This is a genomic window from Klebsiella sp. RHBSTW-00215, assembly GCF_014103785.1.
Lineage (GTDB): Bacteria > Pseudomonadota > Gammaproteobacteria > Enterobacterales > Enterobacteriaceae > Klebsiella.
This window is the reverse complement of record NZ_JABXQS010000002.1, coordinates 149,973-171,121: the sequence shown is the minus strand read 5'-3', so window position 1 is coordinate 171,121 and position 21,149 is coordinate 149,973. Positions and strand designations below refer to the sequence as shown.

The following is a 21,149-nucleotide window of genomic DNA, read 5'->3' as shown; positions in this document are numbered from 1 at the left end:
ATATCATGAAGGAATTAATGCTGTTAATTCCTCTGGGCAGCGCTTTGCTCTTAACCGGGTGTGCGGGCACAGAGACCGAATTTCAATGTAATGCCACGACGTCGGATACCTGTATGACGATGGAGCAGGCAAATGAAAAAGCGAAGCTGAAGGAGGTACGCAGTGATGCAAAGCCGGCTGCGGCCGGGTTGCCACAACTGGCTGAGGGTAATTTCAGAACCACGTCAGTTAATTCGTTCCCGTTGCCGCCTCAACCCAACCTGAACCGGGCCAGAGTGGCAGCGGAGAGAGAACGAGCACGTGCAGTGTACCTAAATAATCCAACGGCAAAGAATGAGGCAATATATTTCGAAACCGAGAAAAGGCTCCAGTCTTTGCCGGTAGTGAAAATGTCTTTACCAGTAGTGGCGTCAACGTTTACGTCACCGTCAACACCGCCAGGTAATTATCCCCGGCCATTAAGAAAAGGGGAGGAGACAACGTCATTGTGGATAGCGCCGTATGTGGATTCAGATGATGTATATCACCAGCCGGCAACGGTTCTTTTTGTCGTAAAACCATCGGCGTGGGGACAGCCTCGCCTTAATTGATTCACAGCGCCATTGCTGGCGCTGCAGTAGTGTTCCATTTCTGAATTATAACGAGTGCCCTCTGCGTTGAAAGGGATGGGCGGTAGCGTGTGAAATGAACGTCGATAACGAAAAATGAAAGAATTTGAAAAATGACTGACTCAATGAAATATCTATGGCTGCTTTTGCGCGAAGATTCGTCATATATTTTTATGTTGATTCTTATTGTTGGTTCTGCCGTAATCGTGTCTTCCTTTTTTCAGAGAGTAATCACATCCTGGTGGGGTAAAACCCTCAGTGTGATACTGTGTATGGTGAGTATGATTACTACAGCAACAGGAGTTCTTGATCCTGAGTCAACATATAAACAAATTATAAACAGGAAAGAAAATATCATTTATACGCTTAGAAATTGCAGAGTCTCCGCATTTGAAGCGCAGCAGGCAGGGTTTCTGGCTAAAGCAAAAGATGCCTGGTCTTGCCCGGATGGCGTAACACGGTATATGGATGTGAGATACAGAGATAAGGCAGAGATTAATAAACTTAGTACGGAAGGTAAGTAACGTTATGGATGAATTATTCAAATGGACGATGGCGCTGGTGTTTTTATTGACAGGTTATCGCCTGCTTTTTTCTAGTGACAGTAATACAGTGCCCGAAGTTCTTTCTCATCACTGGAAAAATGACTGCCGGTTGCTTGAGACTAATATTGATAAAGGGTTTTCTCTCCAGCGCAAAATAGACTTCAGTGTGGTGATGTTATTGAAAATGTCAGCAAGGCTGATTATGACAGAGCGATAAGGGGCGATAAGCAAACAACTATCGCAGAGGCAATGAAAGAAATATTCATTCGTTAATATATAAACAGAGGCAATAAAGTATGCATGCCTTTATTTTTCTGGTGCTGATGACGCCGAGTAGTGGTGGTGGAATTTGGGATATTACTCCCATGCCTAATACAGATGTCTGCATAAAAATGCTACGGGTACTCGAAGCACGTGGTGGCAGAGGTTACGGAAGTAATACAGGAGAGTGCATTGAAATTAAAACCCGCGAGCCTTTGAGCAGCGTGATAGAAACATTGAGTGAGGGTGGGTAAATGGCTGAATACCAGTTAAGTTTTGATGGTTTTGTTCGACTTTTTTTTGCAATGGCAATCATTATCTGCGGTTACGGCTATGTAATTATTGGTGTTTTTATAAGAGATACGCTTGCCTATATTTTAATGTTGTTTGGGCTTACAGGTCTCAGTGCTTTATTTTCTTTAATGGTATTCATGGATAAAAATATGTGGGCCGGTTCTCCTGATTTGACGCTATCAGTAATAACGGGATTTTTTTCAGCCACAGTGATCTTTTATATGTTTTATGTCTTGATTTATTACTTTGATCGGATGGGGGCGGGTGAATAGTAAGACCGGTGGTCAGTGTTAACAATCTCACGTTATTTGAAAGTATGCAGCATAAGGAATAAGAAAGTGAAAGCGTACTATATACTTGGACATAACGTTGCATGGCTTAACGGTATATGCCTGATTCTTTTTGTTATTGGTTTGGTCGGTGCGCTGGCAATGGTTGCCATCCCTGAAAAATTCAATCTTCGAGTTAACAGAGGCGATACATTCATATACTGTGCGCTTATAGCGGTGGTTGGGTTTTCCGGGATGTTCGTTATCTCCATTCACTCATTTTCGATGGATGAACTTGAAGCAGGTAGACACTGGAAAGATGACTGCCGGACACTTGAGGTAAACATGCCGACAGGCGCTTTTACCAGCCCTGTTAATAAACTGGACTGTGATGGCATCATCATTAATGTGCCTGGTGGGCAGTATTATTCCTATATCCATCAGTGGGAATTATATAAAGCTAACTCAAAATGAAATGCTGATTAATAAACTGGATTGACCGGTAGGGATGGAACAATGGAAAGACAACAAGAAATTGAAGAGCGCTCTCGGGATTTAATAAGAAAGGCCGATGAAAAAGAAAGGCAAGAATTGAAACGTTTTGATCTGCTATATGGTATTTTTTGGGTTCTTCTTTTTTTTGCTTCAGCTGGATGTTTTTTTGTTCAGTATGAAGATTTTCGCGATATGCAGCCCGCCACTCCAGAACAACTGCAAAGTATTATTCATGATGCGCCTTGTGCGGGTGAGGCTTTTCGGATGGCTCTTCAAACTAATAATGTGACTTCGTCAGCGACATTAACTTTTGGTGACGCAAAAAAGATGGCATCAGAATGCAAGGATAAAAAAGAGATTAAAGCAGTACGTGAAAAACAACTTAACGCACTGAACGATATGAGCAAATAATCAGGGGATGGATATGATGCTGTTTCTTCGAAAGTATGGATTTTTGTTTACCCCTCCAGTCTACTGGCTCATCTATCTGGGAGCCAGACTGACTTACAATGGACTGGCAGGAGACTTTTCTGCTGATTTCCTTCAGGGTATTCGACATGAAGGCGTCTATATTATCTGTAGTTTGTGTGTATTTTATTTTTTCTGCTTAGAGGTGGAAGTTGGTGATGGCGAATTCTCAGCGAACATTCTGTTCCTGATTGTTTTCTTTCATGTGGTTTTATTATTTATCACTCTGCTTATTTGTTTGTGGCAAGGGGAGGTGTTGTTGGATTCGATCTTTATGGGTCAGATTATCGCCTCCATGTGTTTATTGTTTTTCATTCCTGTGCTTTCCATTATAAGGAGGAGTTTCTAGTGCGGCTGTGAATATTCTTCTTGCCATTTATTACCCTTGTTATTTTGAAATGCTCTTAAAGGAACGCCTGCATGAGTAATAACATCATCGATGCCGTCACCCAGACTGTGAATTCACTGGTATCAGCACTGAAGCTGCCCGACGAATCTGCAAAAGCCAATGACACGCTGGGCAGCATGAATTTCCCCCAGTTCAGCCGTATTCTGCCCTATAAGGATTATGATTCCGCGACCGGTCTGTTTATTAATAACAAAACCGTCGGTTTTATGTTTGAGGCGCGTCCTTTACCCGGTGCGGATAAAAGTATCGTCGCCACACTGGAGCATTTACTGCGCAGCAAACTTCCCCGGGGCGTCCCGGTCAGTTTTCATCTGGTCTCCAGCAAACTGGTCGGCAATGATATCGACTACGGTCTGCGTGAATTCCGCTGGAGTGGTAAACAGGCTAAAAAGTTTAACGCCATTACCCGCGCCTACTATCTCCGGGCGGCGGAAACACAATTTCCCCTGCCGGACAATCTGGATTTGCCCCTGACGCTGCGTAACTACCGCGTGTACATCTCCTGCTGCGTGCCCCGGAAGAAGAACTCCGCCACGCAAATTGTGGAGATGGAGAACCAGATAAAAATCCTGCGGGCGTCACTGGGCGGGGCTTACATTCCGACGCGTATCCTTGATGCGGCCGGGCTGGTCGAACTGATGCGTGAGCTGATTAACCCGGACCCGCACGAGATGTACCGCGTACCGTATAAGCTGGACCCCTATCAGGATCTGAACTATCAGTGTGTCGATGACAGCTTTGATATGAAGGTCACGGCCGGTCATCTGAAAATTGGCCGCCTGGGGCGCGACGGGAAAGAGTGCGTGACCCGGGTGACGAGCTACCATCTGGAGAAAGATCCGGAAATGGCCTTCCTCTGGTCCAATGCGGACAACTACGCCAACCTGCTGAACCCGGAGCTCTCCATCTCCTGCCCCTTTGTCATCACGCTGACGCTGATGGTGGAGGACCAGGTGAAGACCCAGAACGAAGCCAACCTGAAATTCATGGACGTGGAGAAGAAAAGCAAAACCTCCTACGCGAAGTACTTTCCGAACGTGATAAAGGAAATGCAGGAGTGGGGCGATATCCGCCAGCGACTGGCGACCAACCAGACCTCCCTGGTGTCCTACTTCTTTAATATCACCACGTATACCGCCGATAACGCAGAGGCCTCTCTCGCTACCGAGCAGCAGGTGCTCAACAGTTACCGTAAGGGTGGCTTCCAGCTTATCCCGGCCCGCTACCATCACCTGCGTAATTTTCTGGCCATGATGCCGTTCAAATGCGGCGAAGGCCTGTTCAAAGAGCTGCAGGCGGCAGGCGTGGTGAAGCGGGCTGAGACGTTCCAGGTGGCCAACCTCCTGCCGATCGTCGCTGACAGCCCGCTGGCGCCGGCGGGACTCCTGGCCCCCACCTACCGAAATCAGCTGGCGTTCATCGACCTGTTCTACGAGGGAATGAACAATACCAATTTCAACATGGCAGTCTGCGGGACGTCCGGGGCGGGTAAAACCGGTCTGATTCAGCCCCTCATTCGCAGTGTGCTCGACTCCGGCGGGTTTGCCTGGGTGTTCGACATGGGCGATGGCTATAAGTCCCTGTGTGAAAACATGGGGGGCGTATACCTCAATGGCGATACCCTCAAGTTTAACCCGTTCGCCAACGTGCTGGATGATGCTCACTTCGACATGTCAGCAGAACGTATACGCGATCAGATGTCGGTGATGGCCAGTCCGAACGGCAACCTCGATGAAGTCCATGAAGGTCTGCTTCTGCAGGCAGTTCAGGCGGCCTGGTTAAGCAAGCGTAATCATGCACGCGTTGATGACGTAGTGCAGTTTTTACAGGACGCGAAGGACAGCGATGAATATGCTGATTCCCCGACAATCCGGGGCCGTCTGGACGAGATGATAATCCTGCTCGATCAGTACACGGTGAATGGGATCTACGGGGACTATTTCAACTCAGATAAACCAACACTTCACGATGACGCCCGGATGGTGGTACTGGAGCTCGGTGGTCTGGAGTCGAGGCCCTCTCTGCTTATCGCGGTGATGTTCTCATTGATTATTTACATCGAGAACAGGATGTATCAGTCACCGCGTGGCCTGAAAAAACTGAACGTCATCGATGAGGGCTGGAAGCTCCTTGATTTCAAGAATGGAAAAGTGGGGCAGTTTATCGAGAAAGGCTACCGTACCGCGCGTCGACATACCGGCGCATACATCACCATCACGCAAAATATCGTCGACTTCGACTCCCCGACCGCCTCCAGCGCCGCACGTGCAGCGTGGGGGAACTCATCGTACAAGGCCATTCTGAAACAGTCAGCGAAGGAATTTGCCAAGTATAACCAGCTGTACCCGGATCAGTTCAGCAAGCTGGAGAAAGACATGATTAACGGCTTCGGCTCGGCAAAAGAGCAGTGGTTCTCCTCCTTTATGCTGCAGGTGGAAGCGAACTGCTCCTGGCACCGCCTGTTCGTTGACCCGCTCAGCCGGGCGATGTACTCCTCCAAAGGCCCGGATTTTGAGTACATGCAAGCGCGCCGGCAGGAGGGGGTCGATATCCACGATGCGGTATACGGACTGGCGTGCCGCAACTTTAAAGACGAAATGGCAGAGCTTGAATCCCGAATACCGGTGAATGACATGGAGGATAAACAGTGATGAAAAACAACACCGAACAACCGGTCAGTACGACCTCTCATACCTTTCGCCGGATACCTGTCATCGTTGCTCTCGTGCTTTTCGCCCTGGCAACCAGCGCGTTTCTCTCACGCGTGGTTCTGGAGTACTCCACGCCGCGGGTGGTGGCTTTTGATATGAAGAAGACGCTCGACAGCTTTATGGACAGTGTGAGTCAGAAGCAGCTGACAGAGGCGCAGTCCAAAGCGCTCTCTGATCGGTTTAACGACGCGCTGGAGAAGAGTCTGGCGGAGTATCAGCAGCAGCATCATGTGGTCATTCTGGTTTCACCTGCCGTGGTTCAGGGCGCGCCTGATGTGACCCGCAACATCCAGCACGACATTGCCCGCCGGATGAAAGGAGAACAGTAATGATACGACTGAAAGACTGTCTGCTCGCCGCCTGCCTGTTATCGCCGCTGACTCAGGCGGCTGATCTCGGTACCTGGGGGGATTTATGGCCCGTCCGTGAGCAGGACATGCTGCAGCTCATCACGCAGCGTCTGCAGTCGCTGCAATCCTCTGGCCAGTGGGACCAGACGATGGACGCGTTTAAGCAGCGGGTTATCGAGAACAGTCAGCGTCCGGCGCCGGTGGAAGGCATTAAGCGTGCGGAGAAATACGAGCAGCGCTGGTTTGATCCCAGCATCCGACTGACCGAAGACCTGAAGGACAATGAGGGGCGGGTGTTTGCCCGCAAGGGCGAAGTGGTAAACCCGCTTAAAACCGTACCGTTTGTCCAGACCCTGTACTTCATCAATGGTGACGATGCCGACCAGCTGGCCTGGATGAAGCGTCAGGTGCCGGAAACCCTGATGAGCAAAATTATCCTGGTGCGTGGCAGTATCCCGGACACCTCCGCAGCGCTGGACAGCCGGATCTATTTCGACCAGAACGGTGTACTGAGCAAGCGATTTGGCCTGACGGCGGTCCCGGCGCGGATCACGCCGGCGCCCTCCGGTGAACGGCTGAATATTGAGACCTTCCCGCCCGTCCCGCACCCCTGATCTGGGGCTGCGTTTTATTCAAAAGAGGTAACCGATGCCGATGATACTGGCCTTAATAATCCTGCTCACGATGCTCTTGCTGACGCTAATGTGGTCCACCATCCGTAAGCAGGAGAATGTCATACGGGAACTCAGTACAAGAGAAAGCTGGCTGGAGAGAGAGGTTGAGCGTCTCAGGACCGATAACGAGAAGCTGTACCGCTGGCTGAGATACAACAGTGAAAAGGTTATCGATGAAATGACTTGTGAACTCGATGCACTGTCCGCCGTTCGCCAGACGAACAGGGATTCATACCGTCGCCAGCTTTACCTCTTCGACTGCCTGTCCCTGATGGTGTGGGCCGGGATGGAGGGCGCCGAAGACTCTACACGGGAAAAGGTCCGCAATAAAATCGATGCCCTCCGTCTTGTTCTCAGGGAGAAAACTGACGAATGAAAGCCATGTTTTTTTTAATCTGCATCGCGTTCTCAACGTTCAGTGGCCGCGCCGCCGCAGACCCCTCCTGTGAGGGCCGGTTTGTTAACCCGATCACCGATGTGTGCTGGCGCTGCATCTTCCCTCTGTCGCTCGGCAGCGTGCAGGTTGGTAAAGGCGACCTGCCTGATACCAGCAATCCCGGCAGTCCCCTGCAGCTGTGTCCGGCTCCGCCACCGCTTTTTGTTCGTCCCGGACTGGCCATCGGGTACTGGGAGCCGATGGCCATGACGGACGTTAGCCGTTCGCCTGGCTGTATGGTCAATCTGGGGGGCTTCAGTATCAATCTCGGCAAGACCGGCATGGGGACCGCGAGAAAGGACGACAAGCAGGTGAACGGCGCCTTCTATCACGTTCATTGGTACAAGTACCCGCTGACGTACTGGCTGAACATCATCACTTCGGCAGGCTGTCTGGAAGGCGGAGACATGGATATAGCCTATCTGTCCGAGATTGACCCGACCTGGGTGGACAGCAGCCTCACCACCATTCTGAATCCGGAAGCGATCCTGTTTGCCAACCCCATCGCGCAGGGCGCCTGCGCAGCGGATGCGCTGGCCAGTGCATTCCATATGCCTCTGGATGTCCTCTTCTGGTGTGGTGGAAGCCATGGCTCACTTTACCCGTTTAACGGCCAGGTCAGTAATGAGTCCAGCCCGCTGCAGTCGTCGGTACTGGTCAGTGAGCGTATGGCCTTCAAGCTCCACCGGCAGGGACAAATTATGGAGAGTATCGGGAAGGACAAGGCAGTCTGTTACGAATATCCCTCCCCGATCATCCCGAAAGAACGCTGGCGCTATCAGATGGTGAACATGTATCCGGACAGTGGTCAGTGCCATCCGCTTGGACGCAGCGTGATGCGCTGGGAGGCCGGCAAAAATCCGCCCAACACCCGCAAGAACTATGGCTACCTGATGTGGCGTAAACGTAACTGCGTATTTTTGTAAGTCAGACAGGAAAAGGATAAATGATGGAAAAAGAACAGAATCAATGTTGCCAGCAACCCCTCCTGCATCAGGATGTATCTCCCACTACATCCCGGGTCACTTTCAGCACGGATAAAAAGGTACTAACGGCAGAGCAATACAGAGACTGGCAATACATTGGCGCAACCCTCAGAGAAAAAATGCAGTCGAATAACTGAATATGTGATGCAGGGCTATGCATTTGTCATGACCTGTAGCAATAGCCAGGCACATAACTCTCTCTAATTGAGGTAATTATGAATAAAGGAATCACCGGGCTGGCCTGGGGGCTGAGTCTGCTCTGCACTACGGCGTCAGCCGCTGACAATATTAATACTCCCGGGGACCAGCAGTGGCTGAAACAGCAGGAGAACCTCAGCGAACAGCTGCGCCAGCATCCGGATAAACAGCTGCAGCAGGAGCTTGAGGCGCAAATCAGCCGCAATCCTCTGCCCAAATCAGACCGCCAGTTTATCGATAATCTGGTCAGCCAGCAGAAAGCGGCGAATCAGGAAAAGCCGGCAGAAGGAGCGCTGTACTTTGTCTCCTTCTCGATACCTGAAGAGGGGCTGAAGCGGATGCTGCACGAAACCCGGCAGTACGGCATTCCGGCGACACTGCGTGGGCTCGTCAATAACGACATGAGGACCACCACTGACGCGGTGCTGCAGCTGGTGAAGGATGGCGTGACCGACGGCGTGCAGATTGACCCGACACTATACACACAGTACGGCATCCGGAGTGTGCCGTCTCTGGTGGTACGGTGTCAGGCCGGGTATGACGTGGTACGTGGTAACATTCACGTCAAACAGGCGCTGGAGAAAGTGGCACAGACCGGTGACTGCGCACAGCTGGCCCGGCAAATACTTGATGCGCACTCGAATGCCGCCGGGAGCCAGCCATGAAAGACAGACCGTACTTCATAGCGTTACCGGAAATGGTGAGGGATGAGGGAGGGTGGAAATGAAGACGGTTATTTCCGTGCTGACCGCGCATTTTTTAGTCCTGAGCGCCTTTATCTGGCTGGCATCTCCCGCCTGCGCTGACAGTGGAAGTGACTATAAAGCTGGTTCGGATTTTGCGAAACAGGTGCAGGGCAATGGTCTGAACTCACTGAAAAATTTCAGTGGTGAGCAAAACCTGCCGGGGTATACCGCCAACCCGAATCAGACAAAATACTACGGCGGCGTCACTGCCAGCGGAGACAGCTCTCTGAAAAGCGATTCAGCCCTGGAGTTCAGCCAGGGGGACACAGGCAAAGCGGTTACGGAGTCGTTCACAAACCGGCCACCGGATCAGATATCTCAGGATGCGCCGTTTATTCAGGCCGCAAAGGATACAGAATCCCGTGCCGACAGCATTGTCGGCGATACCGGACAGTCCTGTACCGCCCAGGTTGTGAACCGCAGCGAGTTCACAAACCATACCTGCGAACGTGATCTGCAGGTGGAAAATTTTTGCACACGGGAAGCGACCCTGAAGGATAACGCCACCACGCAGAAAGTTAACCGAACCTATCAGCAGGTGGTGACGCTGAATTATGCCCGGAGTACCCGGCAATGGAGTGGCAACCTGACGATCCCGACCAATGGTCGTCTGCTGAATGCCTCGGTGGATGGTGAGCCTCTGGTGATCCCCTGGATTGAAGAATGCGATTCCGAAGGGAAGGTGCGGGATAGCTGCAAGAGTGCAGTGAGTGAAAGCCTGACCCTCTTTGAACGAACGTTCCCCATTGATGTGATCAGCTGGCCACGTTCAGAATCGATGTGTTCAGGCGGTCAGAACACGCATTGTACGAAATATACCTATGACGGGAAGGGGAAGATTCATCAGTCGTTTGGTGTGGACAAAGCGGCCACTGCTGGGCAGAACTTTTCAGTAAGCAAAACATCACGGACCGTATCATCGGCCAGCCAGAAACCCGTACAGGTCACGGTCACCCTGGTGATGGAAGAAACCGAAACCGTCTATGCACCTGAAGTCGTCTGGGTTGAAAGCTGTCCGTTCAGTAAGGATGAAGGAAAAAAAACGGGCGAGGAATGTATCAGCCCGGGAGGAACGCGAACCATCACCCTCGGAGGCAGGGATTACTCGTTCACGGAGGCCTGCTGGAAATATAAGGATACCTGGCTCACGCAACCGGCGGACAACGGCTCCTGTGAAAGCCTGATGAAAAATACGGCTTGTACTCTGTCATCCCGCCAGTGCGCCTTCTCCAGCGAGGAAGGCACGTGCCTGCATGAATATGCAACGTATTCCTGCGAAACCAGGACGAGTGGCAAACAAATGATCTGCGGCGGTGATGTCTTCTGCCTTGATGGTGAATGTGACAAAGCCACGTCCGGGAAGAGCAACGACTTTGGGCAGGCGGTGTCTGAGCTGGCGGCACTGGCTGCCGCGGGGAAGGACATCGCGGCACTGAACGGGGTGGATGTCCGGGCCTTCACCGGAAAAGCGAAGTTCTGTAAGAAGTTTGCTGCGGGCTTCAGTAACTGCTGCAAAGACAGCGGCTGGGGCCAGGATGTGGGGCTGGCACGCTGCAGCAGCGAGGAAAAGGCGCTGGCAAAAGCGAAAAAAGACAAGCTGACGGTCAGTATCGGGGAATTCTGCTCTAAAAAGGTTCTGGGGATTTGCCTGGAGAAAAAAAGGAGCTATTGCCAGTTCGACTCAAAACTGGCGCAGATCGTTCAGCAGCAGGGAAGAAACGGTCAGCTGCATATCGGTTTTGGCGGAGCCAGCAGTCCTGACTGTCGGGGGATTACGGTTGAAGAGCTCCAGAGGATCGACTTTAACATGCTTGATTTCACCAACTTTATGGACGACCTGATGAAAAATCAAAAAATACCGGAAAACGATGTTCTCACCAATAAGACCAAAGAACGAATTAAGGAAATCATGAGTCAGCAATCCGCGCAATAAACCATGCTGCCTAATAAAGAGACCGATAATCATGAAAATTAATTTTCACAAACAGCCTGCCATTGATTTTGTCCTGAGATTAACACTGACAGTAATCATTATTTCTCCGGTGATTTATTTCTCCTGGGATGCAGTCAAAGGGACGTCGGGAAGTGATTATGTCGAAAGTGTGGTCTTTATTCTTATGGCTGGGTTTGCCATGTCTGTGTGTTATTTGTTTTTCTCAGCCCTGGAGAAAGTTATAAATGCAAGGAAAAGCAAAGATGAATCGATATATCACGATTGAGAAATTTATAGACATTCTGAATGAAGAGAATTTACCCCAGGAGCATCATGTTATGGTGCTGGCTGTTCTTGCGGATATCTCTCTGCATACAGACAGGTTCCTGATTAACTCGTCCGAACTGGTTCAGATGGCCGCTCAGTACTCACCTGCTTTCCAGAAACTGCCAGCGGACCGGCAGGCTTTTATATCTTCAGTACTGAGCATGCCGCTATTCCTTATTATGTGACCAGGAGAGTCAATGGAAGAGAAAAAAGCATACGGGCTGGTCATGGTGTTTGTCGGGGTGTTTGTCTTTCTCCTGGTCAGCATTATGTCGTACAGCCTGTGGCGGGACAGGCAGGTTAACGCATTTATGACAACCAACCGGGCCTGGGGGATCCAGTGCGACACTGTTTCTCAGACCGCGTGGGTGGTCAGGGACGGGGAGCGGGTGGACCTTCAGATAAATCATCTGCCTCTGTACTGCAGCGGTTACCGCTTTGAAGCCCGTGATGATGCAGGAAAGGTACAGCGCCAGCTCGATAAATACAGTGTCTATCAGCATCTGTCACGCCAGTCGCAATAATTCATAAAAGGGTATTTGTCATGCGAACAATACATGCCGCCATGCTGGCGGGGTGCCTTTACTGCGCCCTGATGCCGGCTTTCGCCAAAGATGCGGGCTGGCAGTGGTACAACGAGAAACTGAAGCCCCGTGATGAGGAAAGGCCAGCCGCACCAGCGGCACCACCGCCGCAAATGGATATTCTGGAGAAACTCGCCACACTCCAGGCGGCCACCAAACGGTCGCTGTACGAAGCCATTCTGTATCCATCGTCTGAAAACTTCGTGAAGTACTTCCGGCTGCAGAACTACTGGACGCAGCAGGCAAGTTTGTTCTCGATGAGTGCGAAGAAAGCGATGCTGGAAAACCCGGAACTCGATTACAACCTGCAGTACAGCCACTACAACGGCACGGTAAAAAACCAGCTCGCCGCCGACTATGCCGAACAGCGTCAGGCTATCTCCACCCTCGCACAGCACTACGGCGTGATGTTCTTCTACCGGGGGCGCGAAGCGATCGATGGCCAGCTGGTCCAGGTGATTAAAAACTTCCGCGAAACCTATGGCCTGAGCGTCATACCGGTGTCGGTTGACGGCGTGATTAACCCCATGCTGCCCGACAGCCGGACGGACCAGGGCCAGGCTGAGCAGCTTGGCGTGAAGTTCTTCCCCGCGATGATGCTGGTTAACCCGAAAAGTGGCCAGGTGAAGCCTCTCAGTTACGGCTTTATCAGTCAGGACGACCTGGCGAAACAGTTCCTCTATGTCTCCAGCGACTTTAAACCGAATTTCTAAGGAGTGTGTCATGCGAAAGATTCGTTTTCCGGATTTAGATATCACCGGGATGTGGGTGCTGGCCGTGGGCGTGTTTTTCCACCTGATAGCCCGGCTTGTCAGAAAGCAGCCTGAGCTGGCCGTCCAGGCCGGGGAAATCTTCGGGCTGGGAATGGTGGTGTTCGGGGGATACCGCATTCTTAACGCCCTCATTGCTGAAGCCGAAAAAGAGGAGAAAGCCTGTGAAAAGCATCCTGAAGAACATCGCTAAGACGCCGCTGGCGGCGCTGGCTCTTTCCCTTGCTCTGGCCGGACTGGCACAGGCGGGAACGTTCGATGAGGTGAAGTCGCTCTGGGATCCGCGGGGAATCTCCGGTACTGAAACGGCTTCCCCGCAGAGCGACACTCCCCAGGTGGAGAGCGGGGCATCTCAGCCACGCTGGTTACGACTCAGCAACGGAAAGCAGGTGGACCTGCGCGACTGGAAAGTGGTGCTGTTCATGCAGGGACACTGTCCATACTGTCATAAATTTGACCCGGTGCTGAAGCAGCTGGCCGGACAGTATGGCTTCTCCGTGTTCTCTTACACCATTGACGGACAGGGTGATGACGCGTTTCCTGAAGCGCTGCCGGCGCCTCCTGACGTGATGCAGACCTTTTTCCCCAATATCCCGGTGGCCACCCCGACCACGTTTCTGGTCAACGTGAACACGCTGGCAGCGTACCCGATCCTGCAGGGCGCCACGGATGCACAGGGCTTTATGGCCAGAGTGGATACGGTATTTCAGATGATGCACTGAGTCTCTGTTATATCCGGTCTTAGCAAGTGATTAAGGAAAATAGCCATGAACAAATATATACGTTCGACGGGACTGTATGCGTTTTTATTTCCAGCCAGTTTAAAAGCACCCGGGCAGACAGCAGCAGAAAAAATAGAACAACTGAAGCCGGAATTTGTCCACCGGGAAAGGCGTATGGAAATCTATCTGGAATTATTCATTGTGTTTCTGACTGCAGGTGCCCTGCTGTTATGGATAATGAGATTTTTATTTAATCTCTGCGTGGCTGACTGGATAGCCAGCGGTGACCTGCGAGTAAAAGACCTGTGGAATATTATGATGTACGCCATCCCTTATGCGCTGATGGCTGTCGGGATGGGGTTCTTTGTTGCCGGAGTGACATTAGCAATCCTCAATTTTTTCAGTCATCACCTGAAAATCCTTTTTATTCTGAGAAATAACAGAGTTAAAAATAATGCTGTGCGTAATGGAGGACAGGATGCGAATTAAACTTCTGTCACTCTTCTGCGGTGCCGCGCTTGGCCTGTCATTTAGTGCCGCCGCCGACGTGAATGGCGACATGAACCAATTCTTCAATAAGCTTGGCTTTGCGTCCAATACCAGCCAGCCGCAGGTCTGGCAGGGACAGGCGGCGGGTTACGCCTCCGGCGGTTCGCTGTATGCCAGAACGCAGGTGAAAACGATCCAGCTGGTCAGCATGACCCTGCCGGATATTAACGCCGGCTGCGGCGGCATCGATGCGTACCTGGGGTCGTTCTCATTTATCAACAGCGAGCAGCTGCAGCGCTTCGGCAAACAAATTATGTCCAACGCCGCGGGCTACTTCTTTGACCTTGCCCTGCAGACCACGGTTCCGGAGATCAAAACTGCCAAAGACTTCCTGCAGAAGATGGCCAGCGACATCAACAGCATGAACCTCAGCTCCTGCCAGGCCGCTCAGGGCATTGTGGGCGGTCTGTTCCCCCGCAACCAGGTGGCGCAGCAAAAGGTCTGCCAGGACATCGCCGGTGAGAGCAACATTTTTGCGGACTGGGCGGCTTCCCGTCAGGGCTGTTCGGTGGGGGGGCAGATGGACAAAGTGCAGGATAAAGCCAGCGATAAGGACAAGGAGCGTGTAATGAAGAACATCAACATTATGTGGGATGCCCTGTCCAAAAACCGGCTCTTTGACGGCAATAAGGAGCTGAAAGAGTTTGTGATGACCCTGACCGGGACGCTGATTTTTGGTGAGAACAGTGAGATCACCCCGTTGCCGGCACGCACCACTGACCAGGATCTGATTAAAGCCATGATGGAGGGCGGCACGGCTAAAATCTATCACTGCAATGATTCGGATAAGTGTCTTAAGGTCGTTGCTGATGCCACCGTGACCATCACCTCCAGTAAGGCGCTGAAAAGCCAGATTTCCGCTTTGTTAAGCAGTATCCAGAATAAAGCGGTGGCTGATGAAAAACTGACGGATCAGGAGAAAGGGTTTATCTCCAGCACCACCATTCCGGTGTTCAAATACCTGGTCGACCCGCAGATGCTCGGTGTGTCTAACTCACTTATTTACCAGCTGACGGACTATATCGGCTACGACATCCTGCTGCAGTACATTCAGGAACTTATCCAGCAGGCCCGGGCGATGATCTCAACCGGTAATTATCCCCAGTCGACAATGGATATGATCATGGAAAACCTCAACCAGGCGAGTGTCCAGATTGCCGCTTTCCAGTCCCGCGTTCAGGTTCAGCAGGACGCCTTGCTCGTGGTGGACAGACAAATGAGTTACATGCGCCAGCAGGTCTCTGCCCGCATGATGACCCGCTACCAGAATAACTATCATTTTGGGGGGAATCAGTAATGCTTGAGGTATATGCCATTGCAGGCGGTGACTGGTTACGGGGCAACCTGAACGCGATTGCGGCGTTTATGGAGACCGGCACATGGTCGACCATAGAAAAGATGTGTATCGCCATCTCGGTACTCATTGTGGCGGGGAACTGGGTAAAAAAACACAACGTGATGGACCTTTTGGGCTGGGTCTTTTCCCTCACCCTGGTCTCTATGCTGGTTGTCATTCGCACCCCTGTGCAGATCATCGATTACAGTAACGTTGCGCAGGTCTATGAAGTCGATAATGTACCTATTGGTCTGGCCATTCCGGCGTCGCTGACAACGCGGGTAGGAAACGCGCTTATCCAGAGTTATGAGATGGTCTTCGCGCTGCCGGACAGTGTCACGTACAGTAAAACGGGGATGTTATTTGGCAGTAATCTGGTCGCGAAAAGTACGGATTTTTTGTCACAAAATCCTCAGATTACGACGCTGTTTTCCGATTACGTACAAAACTGTGTGATGGGCGATATTTTCCTCAATCATAAGTACTCTTTTGAGGAATTACTGAATTCACCTGATCCGTATACCCTGATTTTTGCAAACCCGAGTCCACTGCGTGGCGTGTTTGACAAAAACAACCAGTTCCAGACATGCGAGGAGGCCTCACGGGATCTGAAATCGGCTCTCGCGCTGGATACTCAGACAGGCGGTAAAACCTGGAACTACTATGTTCGTCAGCTGTTTGGCGGCAAACCTAATCCCGATCTGCTTTTCAGCCAGATGATTGGCGACAGCTACAATTACTTCTACAGCTCGGGACAGAGCGCCGGGCAGATTATCCGCCAGAACGTCACGATGAACGCCCTGCGCAGTGGGATCCAGAGTTATGCGGCCCGCAGCGGGGACACCGCCAGTCTGGTCAATATGGCTAACACATCATCCCTTGAAAAGCAGCGGCTGGCACAGGCCACAATGGGGCACCAGGCGCTTCGCACACTTCCGCTGATGCAGACCGTTATCATGGGGATAATGATTGGGATGTTCCCGATCATGGTGATGGCCGCCATGTTTAATATGATGACTCTGCAGGTGCTAAAGGGGTATGTGTTTGCGCTTATCTGGCTGCAGACGTGGCCATTACTGTTCGCCATCCTGAACAGCGCAATGGCCTACTATGCGAAGCAAAATGGCGTCCCAGTCGTTCTCTCTGAGTTGTCGCAGGTTCAGCTCAAAAACTCGGATATTGCGACCACCGCGGGCTATATTGCCGTGATGATACCGCCTTTGTCGTGGGGGATCGTGAAGAGCATGGGAGCAGCCTTCTCCAGTGCCTACAGCCATTTTTCTTCATCGGGGCTCAGTGCAACATCGCAGGCTGCCTCCGGCGTGGTGGACGGCAATTACTCTTTCGCCAACATGCAGATGGAGAACGTCAGCGGCTACAGCTGGGGTACCAACAGTACAACCAGTTTCGGACAGATGTCACGGCAGCTGGCGAATGGGGGCATGAGCACGCAGACGAGGGATGGATCGATGGTCTGGGACAGTGGTGGTGCAATGTCAAAACTGCCGGTGGATATCAACGTCGGTCGTCAGATAGCCAGTGCGCAGCAACAGATGGCCCGTGAGGCTGATGTCCAGGCCGAAAGCGCGCTGCATGGCTATAACAGCAGCGTGACAAGTGCCTGGAATAGTCTGCAGCAATTTGGCACCAATAAAGGGAACAGCGCCTCAACAACGACCGGAGCTGATACTACCGATTCTTCGCAGGACTCGATGGCCAGAAGCAAGATGTGGAATGCGGTTGTTGCTAATGCGAAAGCCAACAACATCAGTAATGAGGAGTCTTTCCAGCAGTTGATGGATGATTCAGCTAAAAGTACGCAGGGCGTTGATTTATACGGATCTGGTAAGTGGAGTTCAGGGGATCAGCTGTTTGGTAAGCTAGGTAAATGGGGAACTGGGTTATCTGCTGAGGCCGGAGTTAAAGGCAGTGCGGGTTGGACCCACAGCTCGGGTAACACAGATAATGTTGGCACTTCCGGTCGTGAATCGAATGACAGCCGACATGATACCAGTAGTCAGGCGGCCAAAGACTTTAAGGAAGCATCCGATTACTTTACCAGCCGCAAAACCACCACATCGGGCAACATTACCGATAATAATGCCAGCTCGCGTGTTGACCAGTTTGCCGCGTCACTCTCCAGTGCCAAAAACAGCTATGACCAGTATACAAGCAGCCGGACACGCAGCCATGAGTACAGTGAGATGGCGTCACGCACAGAGAGCATGACTGGCCAGATGAACGAAAACCTGACTCAGCAGTTTGCGAACTTTGTTCAGCATCGTGCTCCACAGGATGCCGAGGCCATTCTGACCAATACCAGTTCTCCTGAAATTGCGGCGCAGCGTGAAGCCCTGGCGCGTGAATTCGTCAAAGAGCAGGTAGAACCCAGGGTTGATGCTGCGTATCAACAGGGTCGTGAAAGCATTGGACAGAATATGGCTGGGGTGTCAGGTGGTGGTGACAATGGATCGGTAATGGCCGACTACCGACAAAATTCTGGTCGTATCGATGCTATGACGCAAGATGCGGGTATTAAGGATAATGTGGATCAGAAAGTTGGTGGGATGATTACAGAGAATAAACAACAGCAGCAGGAAACCCGCGAAAACATACAACGGCAAGGCGCAGAGGTGAAAAATGAGAATACTGAAATGGAAAAGGACCATAAAACAAAAGCAAATGAGTTTAAAGGTGATTATAATGAAAGAAAGAGTAAGGTGAAATCTTTACCAGGAGCTGACTCGCCTACTGAGTTAGAGGCAAAAGCGGCGAAAATTCAAAAGGATTATCTTGATGGTAAAAGGTAAAAATGATGATTACGAACAAACTACTTATTGAGGAAGTGGAGGAGCTGAAAAATCTACTTTCACAAGGGAAGGCTGAAATTCCATCTTTTTGGGAGTGCCTTTGGCCTGGCGTAGTGTTAGTTGCATGGAATATGCTTTGCGCTGTAATTAGTGTGGATGCTGTTTATTTGACCGGAAAGTATATATTTCATGTTTTGGTTTTTCCTGTCGGGGTCAGTATCATTATGCTCCTAGGGAAGGTGCGAACAAGTTCCTGATATGAGATCATCATATTCATCCGGAGCGCATCCCAGAGGGACATCATGAGCCATCAACTCACCTTCGCCGATAGTGAATTCAGCACTAAGCGCCGTCAGACCCGAAAAGAGATTTTCCTCTCCCGCATGGAGCAGATTCTGCCATGGCAGAATATGACCGCTGTCATCGAGCCGTTTTATCCCAAGGCGGGCAATGGCCGACGGCCCTATCCGCTGGAGACCATGCTGCGTATTCACTGCATGCAGCATTGGTACAACCTGAGCGACGGTGCCATGGAAGATGCCCTGTACGAAATCGCCTCCATGCGCCTGTTTGCCCGATTATCCCTGGATAGCGCCCTGCCGGATCGCACCACCATCATGAATTTCCGCCACCTGCTCGAGCAGCATCAACTGGCCCGTCAATTGTTCAAGACCATCAATCGCTGGCTGGCCGAAGCAGGCGTCATGATGACCCAAGGCACTTTGGTGGATGCCACCATCATTGAGGCACCCAGCTCGACCAGGAACAAAGAGCAGCAACGCGATCCGGAGATGCATCAGACCAAGAAAGGCAATCAGTGGCACTTTGGCATGAAGGCCCACATTGGTGTCGATGCCAAGAGTGGCCTGACCCACAGCCTGGTCACCACCGCGGCCAACGAGCATGACCTCAATCAGCTGGGTAATCTGCTTCATGGAGAGGAGCAATTTGTCTCAGCCGATGCCGGCTACCAAGGAGCGCCACAGCGCGAGGAGCTGGCCGAGGTGGATGTGGACTGGCTGATCGCCGAGCGTCCCGGCAGGGTAAAAACCTTGAAGCAGCATCCGCGCAAGAACAAAACGGCCATCAACATCGAATACATGAAAGCCAGCATCCGTGCCAGGGTGGAGCACCCGTTTCGCATCATCAAGCGGCAGTTCGGCTTCGTGAAAGCCAGATACAAGGGGCTGCTGAAAAACGATAACCAACTGGCGATGTTATTCACCCTGGCCAACCTGTTTCGGGTGGACCAAATGATACGTCAGTGGGAGAGATCTCAGTAAAAACCGGAAATAACGCCAGAAATGGTGGAAAAAATAGCCTAAATAGGCTGATTCGATGTGTTTGCGGGAAAAAAATCGGCCCAGATCCGCGAAATTTTAATCAGCGAGTCAGCTTGGGAAGAAATGACCTGCTTATTCGCACCTTCCCTAGGTATTGCCAGTTCACGCTCTCTCTTTTTGTCAGTCCCTAAAAACTTTAGAGAAAAATCGAATATATATCGCTTTTTTTCTAAGAAGGTTTCGATTTATGCTGTTGTGTACATGGCAGTGATTATGTTATTAGCTATTTGTAATAGAGTGGTTTATGACACGCCATTTTCTTTTGCATTTATGGTTATTTTAACGTCTGTTTTTTTTGGTTTTGTCATGAATCTGGATTTTGGACGCTATCAGCTATCATTGCTCACCTCTGCAATAAACTCTTTCCGAGCGGAAAAGTTGGGGGGGTAATCATCCAGAAGCGACCTATCAATTATGGTGGTTTATTAACAGACTAAAAATTTCTTTTGGTTATTATTATCTGTCTAGGTTGTTATTGGTTTTTACATCTCGCTTAAAATTCGTATATAGTGAATGCGCATTCCGAAATCATAAGAGAATGTGTATTTACTCGTATTGATTATGTCACAAGGATTCAGGATGAAGCTTAATAAAGTCATGGCTGTGATGGTCGTCAGCTCTGCGCTGGTGTTATCTGGATGTAGTGCAATGGGAACCGCCATTAAAAAGAGAAATCTGGAAGTAAAAACCCAGATGAGCGAAACAATCTGGCTGGAACCTTCAAATAATAAGACGGTTTATCTGCAAATCAAAAATACCTCCGATAAGGATATGAGTGGCCTGCAGGCAAAAATTGCCAGCGCCGTCACTTCAAAGGGATATCAGGTCGTCAGTAACCCGGATACGGCGGGCTACTGGATCCAGGCGAACGTGCTTAAGGCCGATAAAATGGACCTTCGTGAGTCTCAGGGCTGGTTAAGCCGGGGTTATGAGGGCGCTGTGACTGGCGCCGCTTTAGGGGCAGGGATTACCGCTTACAACTCCAGTTCTGCGGGAGCAACCCTGGGGGTAGGACTTGCAGCCGGTCTGGTGGGGATGGCGGCTGATGCGATGGTGGAAGATGTGAACTACACCATGATCACCGATGTTCAGATCGCGGAAAGAACCAAAACTCAGGTTCAGACTGATAACGTGGCCGTATTACGTCAGGGAACATCCGGCGCAAAAGTGCAGACAAGTACTGAAACGGGTAATCAGCACAAATACCAGACTCGCGTCGTCTCTAACGCTAATAAAGTTAACCTCAAGTTCCCTGAAGCCCAGCCTGTTCTTGAAGACCAGCTGGCAAAATCGATCGCTAATATTCTGTAAGCTTTCTATTCCAC

At 50.9% G+C, this 21,149-nt stretch carries 28 protein-coding genes and 2 pseudogenes; all 30 read left to right on the top strand.

Annotation, left to right across the window (positions count from 1 at the left end; genetic code table 11):
- Positions 1-5: 5 nt before the first annotated feature.
- Positions 6-590, top strand: coding sequence for a type IV conjugative transfer system lipoprotein TraV (traV, locus tag HV127_RS30220; RefSeq protein ID WP_014386196.1), 585 nt, complete (start codon positions 6-8; stop codon positions 588-590).
- A 131-nt stretch (positions 591-721) separates the two neighbouring features.
- Complete coding sequence (locus tag HV127_RS30215) at positions 722-1,132, top strand: hypothetical protein (RefSeq protein ID WP_016831039.1); 411 nt, start codon at positions 722-724, stop codon at positions 1,130-1,132.
- Between the two features lie 4 nt (positions 1,133-1,136).
- Positions 1,137-1,426, top strand: a pseudogene (locus tag HV127_RS30210) (hypothetical protein).
- Positions 1,427-1,449: 23 nt separating this feature from the next.
- A complete protein-coding gene (locus HV127_RS30205; protein WP_014386199.1) occupies positions 1,450-1,668 on the top strand; it encodes a hypothetical protein in 219 nt (72 codons plus the stop codon).
- Positions 1,669-1,980 (top strand): hypothetical protein, encoded by a 312-nt coding sequence (locus HV127_RS30200; RefSeq protein WP_016831041.1) that lies wholly within the window; start codon positions 1,669-1,671, stop codon positions 1,978-1,980.
- A gap of 66 nt (positions 1,981-2,046) precedes the next feature.
- Positions 2,047-2,451 (top strand): hypothetical protein, encoded by a 405-nt coding sequence (locus HV127_RS30195; RefSeq protein WP_016831042.1) that lies wholly within the window; start codon positions 2,047-2,049, stop codon positions 2,449-2,451.
- Positions 2,452-2,493: 42 nt separating this feature from the next.
- The gene (locus tag HV127_RS30190; RefSeq protein ID WP_023158009.1) at positions 2,494-2,883 is read left to right on the top strand and encodes a hypothetical protein; all 390 of its coding nucleotides are present in this window, start codon (positions 2,494-2,496) and stop codon (positions 2,881-2,883) included.
- 7 nt (positions 2,884-2,890) lie between these two features.
- On the top strand, positions 2,891-3,289 hold the full coding sequence (locus HV127_RS30185) for a hypothetical protein (protein WP_023158008.1): 399 nt from the start codon (positions 2,891-2,893) through the stop codon (positions 3,287-3,289).
- 71 nt (positions 3,290-3,360) lie between these two features.
- On the top strand, positions 3,361-6,000 hold the full coding sequence (gene traC, locus HV127_RS30180; protein ID WP_023158007.1) for a type IV secretion system protein TraC: 2,640 nt from the start codon (positions 3,361-3,363) through the stop codon (positions 5,998-6,000).
- On the top strand, positions 6,000-6,389 hold the full coding sequence (gene trbI, locus HV127_RS30175) for a type-F conjugative transfer system protein TrbI (protein ID WP_004167468.1): 390 nt from the start codon (positions 6,000-6,002) through the stop codon (positions 6,387-6,389). Before traC ends, trbI begins: the two co-directional genes overlap by 1 nt.
- A complete protein-coding gene (gene traW, locus HV127_RS30170) occupies positions 6,389-7,024 on the top strand; it encodes a type-F conjugative transfer system protein TraW (RefSeq protein ID WP_020325113.1) in 636 nt (211 codons plus the stop codon). Before trbI ends, traW begins: the two co-directional genes overlap by 1 nt.
- A 34-nt stretch (positions 7,025-7,058) precedes the next feature.
- Positions 7,059-7,460, top strand: coding sequence for a hypothetical protein (locus HV127_RS30165; protein ID WP_023158005.1), 402 nt, complete (start codon positions 7,059-7,061; stop codon positions 7,458-7,460).
- Positions 7,457-8,446 (top strand): conjugal transfer pilus assembly protein TraU, encoded by a 990-nt coding sequence (gene traU, locus HV127_RS30160; protein WP_015632509.1) that lies wholly within the window; start codon positions 7,457-7,459, stop codon positions 8,444-8,446. The genes HV127_RS30165 and traU overlap by 4 nt, the downstream gene beginning before the upstream one ends.
- Positions 8,447-8,466: 20 nt before the next feature.
- Positions 8,467-8,643, top strand: coding sequence for a hypothetical protein (locus HV127_RS30155; RefSeq protein ID WP_162866177.1), 177 nt, complete (start codon positions 8,467-8,469; stop codon positions 8,641-8,643).
- 78 nt (positions 8,644-8,721) lie between these two features.
- Positions 8,722-9,369, top strand: coding sequence for a type-F conjugative transfer system pilin assembly protein TrbC (gene trbC, locus HV127_RS30150; RefSeq protein ID WP_015632510.1), 648 nt, complete (start codon positions 8,722-8,724; stop codon positions 9,367-9,369).
- 58 nt (positions 9,370-9,427) lie between these two features.
- A complete protein-coding gene (gene traN / locus HV127_RS30145; protein WP_015065533.1) occupies positions 9,428-11,383 on the top strand; it encodes a type-F conjugative transfer system mating-pair stabilization protein TraN in 1,956 nt (651 codons plus the stop codon).
- 31 nt (positions 11,384-11,414) lie between these two features.
- Positions 11,415-11,669 carry a conjugal transfer protein TrbE gene (locus tag HV127_RS30140; protein ID WP_015065558.1) on the top strand — a complete coding sequence of 85 codons (255 nt, stop codon included), beginning with the start codon at positions 11,415-11,417 and terminating at the stop codon, positions 11,667-11,669.
- Positions 11,647-11,895, top strand: a complete 249-nt coding sequence (locus HV127_RS30135; protein WP_004152675.1) for a hypothetical protein — start codon at positions 11,647-11,649, stop codon at positions 11,893-11,895. Before HV127_RS30140 ends, HV127_RS30135 begins: the two co-directional genes overlap by 23 nt.
- A 12-nt stretch (positions 11,896-11,907) precedes the next feature.
- Entirely contained in the window at positions 11,908-12,234 is a 327-nt protein-coding gene (locus HV127_RS30130) for a hypothetical protein (protein WP_015065534.1), read from the top strand.
- Positions 12,235-12,254: 20 nt separating this feature from the next.
- Complete coding sequence (gene traF / locus HV127_RS30125) at positions 12,255-13,007, top strand: type-F conjugative transfer system pilin assembly protein TraF (protein WP_015065535.1); 753 nt, start codon at positions 12,255-12,257, stop codon at positions 13,005-13,007.
- A 10-nt stretch (positions 13,008-13,017) separates the two neighbouring features.
- Complete coding sequence (traQ, locus tag HV127_RS30120; protein ID WP_023158003.1) at positions 13,018-13,257, top strand: type-F conjugative transfer system pilin chaperone TraQ; 240 nt, start codon at positions 13,018-13,020, stop codon at positions 13,255-13,257.
- The gene (gene trbB / locus HV127_RS30115) at positions 13,229-13,786 is read left to right on the top strand and encodes a type-F conjugative transfer system pilin assembly thiol-disulfide isomerase TrbB (RefSeq protein WP_023158002.1); all 558 of its coding nucleotides are present in this window, start codon (positions 13,229-13,231) and stop codon (positions 13,784-13,786) included. The genes traQ and trbB overlap by 29 nt, the downstream gene beginning before the upstream one ends.
- A gap of 45 nt (positions 13,787-13,831) precedes the next feature.
- Positions 13,832-14,275: an F-type conjugal transfer protein TrbF gene (trbF, locus tag HV127_RS30110; RefSeq protein ID WP_023158001.1), complete on the top strand. Its 444-nt coding sequence runs from the start codon at positions 13,832-13,834 to the stop codon at positions 14,273-14,275.
- A complete protein-coding gene (gene traH, locus HV127_RS30105; RefSeq protein ID WP_023158000.1) occupies positions 14,253-15,632 on the top strand; it encodes a conjugal transfer pilus assembly protein TraH in 1,380 nt (459 codons plus the stop codon). Before trbF ends, traH begins: the two co-directional genes overlap by 23 nt.
- Positions 15,632-18,481, top strand: a complete 2,850-nt coding sequence (gene traG / locus HV127_RS30100; protein WP_023329044.1) for a conjugal transfer mating-pair stabilization protein TraG — start codon at positions 15,632-15,634, stop codon at positions 18,479-18,481. Before traH ends, traG begins: the two co-directional genes overlap by 1 nt.
- A gap of 5 nt (positions 18,482-18,486) precedes the next feature.
- Positions 18,487-18,717, top strand: a pseudogene (locus tag HV127_RS31920) (conjugal transfer protein TraS); the annotation flags it as partial.
- A 66-nt stretch (positions 18,718-18,783) separates the two neighbouring features.
- Positions 18,784-19,764 carry an IS5-like element ISKpn26 family transposase gene (locus HV127_RS30095; RefSeq protein ID WP_016156491.1) on the top strand — a complete coding sequence of 327 codons (981 nt, stop codon included), beginning with the start codon at positions 18,784-18,786 and terminating at the stop codon, positions 19,762-19,764.
- Positions 19,746-19,955 (top strand): hypothetical protein, encoded by a 210-nt coding sequence (locus HV127_RS32125; protein ID WP_345944685.1) that lies wholly within the window; start codon positions 19,746-19,748, stop codon positions 19,953-19,955. Before HV127_RS30095 ends, HV127_RS32125 begins: the two co-directional genes overlap by 19 nt.
- Positions 19,858-20,214, top strand: a complete 357-nt coding sequence (locus HV127_RS30090; protein WP_228727545.1) for a hypothetical protein — start codon at positions 19,858-19,860, stop codon at positions 20,212-20,214. Before HV127_RS32125 ends, HV127_RS30090 begins: the two co-directional genes overlap by 98 nt.
- 189 nt (positions 20,215-20,403) lie before the next feature.
- On the top strand, positions 20,404-21,135 hold the full coding sequence (traT, locus tag HV127_RS30085; RefSeq protein WP_004152629.1) for a conjugal transfer complement resistance protein TraT: 732 nt from the start codon (positions 20,404-20,406) through the stop codon (positions 21,133-21,135).
- The last annotated feature ends 14 nt before the right edge of the window (positions 21,136-21,149 follow it).

Coding starts and splice junctions, on each gene's coding strand:
- traN (WP_015065533.1), top strand. CDS start 9,428: ATGAAGACGGTTATTTCCGTGCTGACCGCGCATTTTTTAGTCCTGAGC.
- trbI (WP_004167468.1), top strand. CDS start 6,000: ATGAAAAACAACACCGAACAACCGGTCAGTACGACCTCTCATACCTTT.
- traU (WP_015632509.1), top strand. CDS start 7,457: ATGAAAGCCATGTTTTTTTTAATCTGCATCGCGTTCTCAACGTTCAGT.
- traH (WP_023158000.1), top strand. CDS start 14,253: ATGGAGGACAGGATGCGAATTAAACTTCTGTCACTCTTCTGCGGTGCC.
- traW (WP_020325113.1), top strand. CDS start 6,389: ATGATACGACTGAAAGACTGTCTGCTCGCCGCCTGCCTGTTATCGCCG.
- trbC (WP_015632510.1), top strand. CDS start 8,722: ATGAATAAAGGAATCACCGGGCTGGCCTGGGGGCTGAGTCTGCTCTGC.
- traT (WP_004152629.1), top strand. CDS start 20,404: ATGAAGCTTAATAAAGTCATGGCTGTGATGGTCGTCAGCTCTGCGCTG.
- HV127_RS30215 (WP_016831039.1), top strand. CDS start 722: ATGACTGACTCAATGAAATATCTATGGCTGCTTTTGCGCGAAGATTCG.
- HV127_RS30135 (WP_004152675.1), top strand. CDS start 11,647: ATGAATCGATATATCACGATTGAGAAATTTATAGACATTCTGAATGAA.
- trbF (WP_023158001.1), top strand. CDS start 13,832: ATGAACAAATATATACGTTCGACGGGACTGTATGCGTTTTTATTTCCA.
- traV (WP_014386196.1), top strand. CDS start 6: ATGAAGGAATTAATGCTGTTAATTCCTCTGGGCAGCGCTTTGCTCTTA.
- traQ (WP_023158003.1), top strand. CDS start 13,018: ATGCGAAAGATTCGTTTTCCGGATTTAGATATCACCGGGATGTGGGTG.
- HV127_RS30200 (WP_016831041.1), top strand. CDS start 1,669: ATGGCTGAATACCAGTTAAGTTTTGATGGTTTTGTTCGACTTTTTTTT.
- traC (WP_023158007.1), top strand. CDS start 3,361: ATGAGTAATAACATCATCGATGCCGTCACCCAGACTGTGAATTCACTG.
- traG (WP_023329044.1), top strand. CDS start 15,632: ATGCTTGAGGTATATGCCATTGCAGGCGGTGACTGGTTACGGGGCAAC.
- traF (WP_015065535.1), top strand. CDS start 12,255: ATGCGAACAATACATGCCGCCATGCTGGCGGGGTGCCTTTACTGCGCC.
- HV127_RS30185 (WP_023158008.1), top strand. CDS start 2,891: ATGGATATGATGCTGTTTCTTCGAAAGTATGGATTTTTGTTTACCCCT.
- HV127_RS30095 (WP_016156491.1), top strand. CDS start 18,784: ATGAGCCATCAACTCACCTTCGCCGATAGTGAATTCAGCACTAAGCGC.
- HV127_RS30155 (WP_162866177.1), top strand. CDS start 8,467: ATGATGGAAAAAGAACAGAATCAATGTTGCCAGCAACCCCTCCTGCAT.
- HV127_RS30165 (WP_023158005.1), top strand. CDS start 7,059: ATGCCGATGATACTGGCCTTAATAATCCTGCTCACGATGCTCTTGCTG.
- HV127_RS30190 (WP_023158009.1), top strand. CDS start 2,494: ATGGAAAGACAACAAGAAATTGAAGAGCGCTCTCGGGATTTAATAAGA.
- HV127_RS30205 (WP_014386199.1), top strand. CDS start 1,450: ATGCATGCCTTTATTTTTCTGGTGCTGATGACGCCGAGTAGTGGTGGT.
- HV127_RS30130 (WP_015065534.1), top strand. CDS start 11,908: ATGGAAGAGAAAAAAGCATACGGGCTGGTCATGGTGTTTGTCGGGGTG.
- HV127_RS30140 (WP_015065558.1), top strand. CDS start 11,415: ATGAAAATTAATTTTCACAAACAGCCTGCCATTGATTTTGTCCTGAGA.